At 62.3% G+C, this 4,236-nt stretch carries 5 protein-coding genes; 1 reads left to right on the top strand and 4 read right to left on the bottom strand.

Annotation, left to right across the window (positions count from 1 at the left end):
- Positions 1-306 (top strand): SufE family protein (locus ACY693_RS15850; protein WP_462322780.1); only part of this gene is annotated, 306 nt, incomplete at its 5' end.
- 56 nt (positions 307-362) lie between these two features.
- Here the strand turns inward: ACY693_RS15850 and ACY693_RS15845 are convergent.
- From ACY693_RS15845 to ACY693_RS15830, 4 genes are all read right to left on the bottom strand, one after another.
- Positions 363-1,592, bottom strand: coding sequence for a cation:proton antiporter (locus ACY693_RS15845; RefSeq protein WP_462322779.1), 1,230 nt, complete (start codon positions 1,590-1,592; stop codon positions 363-365).
- A 142-nt stretch (positions 1,593-1,734) separates the two neighbouring features.
- Complete coding sequence (locus tag ACY693_RS15840) at positions 1,735-2,124, bottom strand: DUF302 domain-containing protein (RefSeq protein ID WP_462322781.1); 390 nt, start codon at positions 2,122-2,124, stop codon at positions 1,735-1,737.
- Between the two features lie 112 nt (positions 2,125-2,236).
- Positions 2,237-2,545, bottom strand: coding sequence for a hypothetical protein (locus ACY693_RS15835; RefSeq protein WP_462322778.1), 309 nt, complete (start codon positions 2,543-2,545; stop codon positions 2,237-2,239).
- A gap of 108 nt (positions 2,546-2,653) precedes the next feature.
- On the bottom strand, positions 2,654-4,236 hold a 1,583-nt coding region (locus ACY693_RS15830), incomplete at its 5' end, for a nickel-dependent hydrogenase large subunit (protein WP_462322777.1).

The raw sequence follows: 4,236 nt of genomic DNA, 5'->3' as shown, positions 1-4,236 counted from the left end.
GATAGCAACCTCGTCCCAGGCTGTAACACGCGCACAGGGCTGACCGCTGGCGCGCAGCCTGCTGATCCGACGCGCATCCAATATCGAGCTGATGCCGAAACGCCACTGGTGCGGGGTCTGGTGGCGCTGCTGCTCGTGCCGTTTCAAGATCAAACACCTGGCCAGGTGCTGGAGACCGATCCCAGCGACTATATCGCCCGTCTTGGTCTTGCCGAGCATCTGAGCGCGAACCGGCGCGCTGGTATGGAGCATTTCCTCGAACGTGTCCATCAGCTTGCGCGTGCTCAGCAAGCGACGCACAGCTGAGGCCTGCCTTGGTCCGTTGCGCTGCGACGAGGGCCGAGCGTCGTCTGCGCGCATGCCTAGTCTCGAATCCCATGCTCGCTAGTCAACCATTTGCCAGCATGGACGATCAATGGATTGGCCGAGAGCCCATGCGCCAGGATGCTGAAGACGACGGTGGTGACCACCGTCATTGCCAGGGTGCCGCTGTGCGCGAGCAAGGGGTTGTCGGTACTCTCATTCAGGACGATAACGATGAACACGATACTGGCGAGTCCGCGCGGCCCAAACCAGCCCAGGAATAGCATGGTCTGCGTATTCAGCCCCAGCCCATAGAGTGAGACGAAGACGGGCAGCATCCGGATGAGCGTCAGGCTCAGCAGCGCATAGGCCAGCACCTGCCAGCTCATCTCGCCAATGCCGAGACCTACGACCGAGGCGCCAAAGATTACCCAGGTCAACAGCGCCATGGTGTCGCCGGTGCCATCCGCAGCGAGGAGCAGCGGCTTCTTCAAGGGGGCGCAGAGCCAGCCGAAGGTGAGTCCGCCAGTAAAGGCGGCGATGAAGCCGCTGCCGCCGAGTTGTTGTGCCACCGCGAAGCAGGAGACCGCCAGCGCAGCGACTGTCAGCTGGCGCCAGCTTTGGGTCACCCAACCGCGGCGCTCTGCCATCCAAATCAGGTTGCTCGCAACCAGGGTCAGCAGCACACCAACTGCGAGCCCAATGCCGATCTCCTCGGTCATCAGGCGCAGGGTCAGCCAGAGTGGATCGGTCGTTTCTGTCGCCGTCGTTGCCAGCGTCAGAAACACCAGCAGGATTGGAACGCAGATGCCGTCGTTGAGTCCGCTCTCCACATTCAGACCCTCGCGAACCCCGGATGGCACGCGCGTATCGGTGACGACCGCCTTTCCCAGCGCTGCATCCGTGGGCGCCAGCATGGTCGCCAGCAGTGCCACCTCGAGCAGATCAAGCTGCGGGAACAACCCGAGACCGACTGCGATGCCCAGCGCGATGGTCAACGGCAACCCAATCAGCAGCAACCGTTGCGGGATACCGAGGTTGCTGCGGAGCACGCTTAGGTTCGTGCCAGCGGCATCGGTGAACAGCACCAGAGCTAAGGTTAGCTCGGCCAGCAGCTGCAGGTCGCTCCACTGGGCGTGAAACTGCAGCAAGTCCAGCCCCAGTGGTCCGACCGCAAGCCCGAATGCGGTGAACAGGATCGGGCCGCTGACGACGGTGTGAGCGAGCCCACCGGCGATCAGGCTGAACGCAAAGATGAACAGGCCAAGCAGCGCCAGATCCTGGTACATGAGCTAAGCTCCGGGATACGACAGCGAGACACAAAAGCCGCTGAGCATAACGCTAAGGGCTGCTTGATGCTGTTGCGATTCGCGCGCCGTCAGGATAGCAGCTGCTGGACTTGCCGGGCTCTTTGCCGATGCTGCTTGTGGATCAGTCCTTGACGGCTTCCATCACGCGGTCGAGGCGCTCGCGGACCCTTGCCGCGAGCTCTGGAACCTGTGGGTTGTCGACCAATTCCAACACGGTCAATGGGTTCATGAAGAGCACGCGGACGTCGCCTTCATCGTCGACCCGAACGACGACGTTGCAGGGCAGGAGCGCACCAATATCGGGCTCGGCAGTGATCGCCTGATGCGCGAAATCCGGGTTGCAGGCGCCGAGAATGCGATACGGGGCCTGGTCCACACCGAGCTTGGTGTTCAGGGTCTTGGCCACATCGATATCGCTGAGCACGCCGAAACCTTGCTCCTTTAGCGCCTCTGTCACTCGCTCGATGGTCTCGTCGAAACCGGTGCTGACCTTGGTCGATACGCCATACATCATTTGGGATTCTCCTGATGGTTGGAGGGTGGCGCTGTCTGTCGACAACGCCACCCCTTGAACTATCCTGGACGTGGGTCTGATCGGTTCGATTTACGAGCGGCTTGGTCGGTTAGGCCCATTGCGGTTTCAGTGTTGAGCTAGTCCAGCGCGAGCTGACCTTGGACTCCGGTAATTCGCAGCGCGGGGCCTGCTCGAAGAGCTCGACCCAGCTTTCCTCAGCTTGCCCGACCGCGTCGAGTAGGCAGAGAGGACCGGCACTATTGATAGCGGCCTGACGCCAGCGATTGGCTTCCTGGCTGCGCTTGGCAGCCCGGCGCTGCTCAGCAAGATGATCCTGTTGGCTAAGCTCGTCCTGGCGCTTCTGTTGCGAGACGAATTGCCGAACATGGAGCTCGGCGAGGCGTGAGAGTGATGTCACCTGTATTCCTCCTTTGGCTGGCTGACGGCCGGGGCGCAGACGCAATTGTTGTTAGCGTATGGCCTGCGCCGAGTTCGGCCGTTGCGAGATGAACAACGTAGTGGCGTTCTATTGCACAGTAACGTTCAGCACCTCCTCCCCGTCAGGGTCCGTGATATGAACGGCGCAAGCGATGCATGGATCGAAGCTATGCACCGTGCGCAGGATCTCGATCGGCTGCTGTGGGTCGTGCAGGGCATGGCCGGCGAGCGCTGCCTCGTAGGGGCCTTGCTGGTCCTGGCCATCACGCGGCCCGGCGTTCCAGGTGCTGGGCACCACGGCCTGATAATTGGCGGTCTTGCCGTTCTCGATCACGATCCAGTGCCCGAGCGCGCCGCGCGGGGCTTCCATGCGACCGACACCTTGGGCCTGCTTCGGCCAGGTCTCCGGGTCCCAGAGCGCCTCGTTGAAGGTCTTAACATCGCCGGCCTTGATGTTGGCGACCAGATTGTCGTACCAGCCTTGGATCTCGTCGACGATGATCGCCGTCTCCAACGTGCGCGCGGCGGTGCGGCCCATCGTTGAGTAGAGCGCGTCGATGGGCAGATCGAGCTGCTGTAGGGTGCTGTCGACCAGCGTCTTGGCCTGCTCATTGCCGTTGGCATACAGCATCAGCATCCGCGCCAGTGGCCCGACCTCCATCGGCTTACCCTTCCAGCGCGGCGTCTTCAGCCATGAGTACTGGTTCTCAACATCGAGCTGCTGATAGGGCGGCTCAGGACCCGTATAGGCGAAGGTCGTCTCGCCCTGGGATGGATGCAGGCCGCTGTCTTTGCCGCTGCGGTAGTCGTACCAGGAGCGCGCGACGAATTCCTGGATCTCGGCCTCGGCGTCGAGGTCGACCGGCTCGATGTGGCTGAGGTCGCGGTTCAGGATCACGCCGGTCGGGATCAGATAGGACTCCGGATCACCATAGCCCTGGGACGGGAAGTCACCATAGGTCATGAAGTTGCCGATGCCTTCGCCCTGCTGGAACCAGTCCTTGTAGAACCCGGCGATGGCGATGGTGTCCGGCACATAGACCTGATGCACGAAGTCGCGCATCTTCTCGATGATGTTGCGCACCCGCTCCAGGCCGACGACGTCGAGTGCGGTGCCGGCCTGCTTGCCCGATTCCAGGCTGATCGCGCAGGGCATGCCACCGACGCAGAGGTTCGGATGCGGGTTCTTGCCGCCGAAGATCGCATGCAGCTCGGCGACATCGCGCTGCCAGGCGAGTGCATCGAGGTAATGCGCCACCGCCATCAGATTGGCCTCCGGCGGCAGCTTGTAGGCCGGATGGCCCCAGTAGCCGTTGGCGAAGATTCCGAGCTGACCGGCTTCGACGAAGCCCTTGAGACGCTTCTGCACATCGGCGAAGTAGCCCGGCGAGGTCTTTGCATAGGTGCCGATCGACTGCGCCAGCTCGGAGGCCTTTTTCGGATCGGCTTGCAGTGAGCCAAGCATGTCGACCCAGTCCAACGCGTGCAGGTGATAGAAGTGCATCACATGGTCATGCACATACTGGCTGCCGATCATCAGGTTGCGGATCAGCTCGGCATTGGGCGGGATCTTGTAGTCGAGCGCATCCTCGACCGCGCGCACCCCGGCGATGCCATGCACCAGGGTGCAGACGCCGCAGATGCGCTGCACGAAGGCCCAGACATCGCGCG

This window comes from Halochromatium sp. (genome assembly GCF_054919635.1).
Note: the sequence above shows the minus strand (reverse complement) of the source record. Positions and strands in the feature narration are given on the sequence as shown.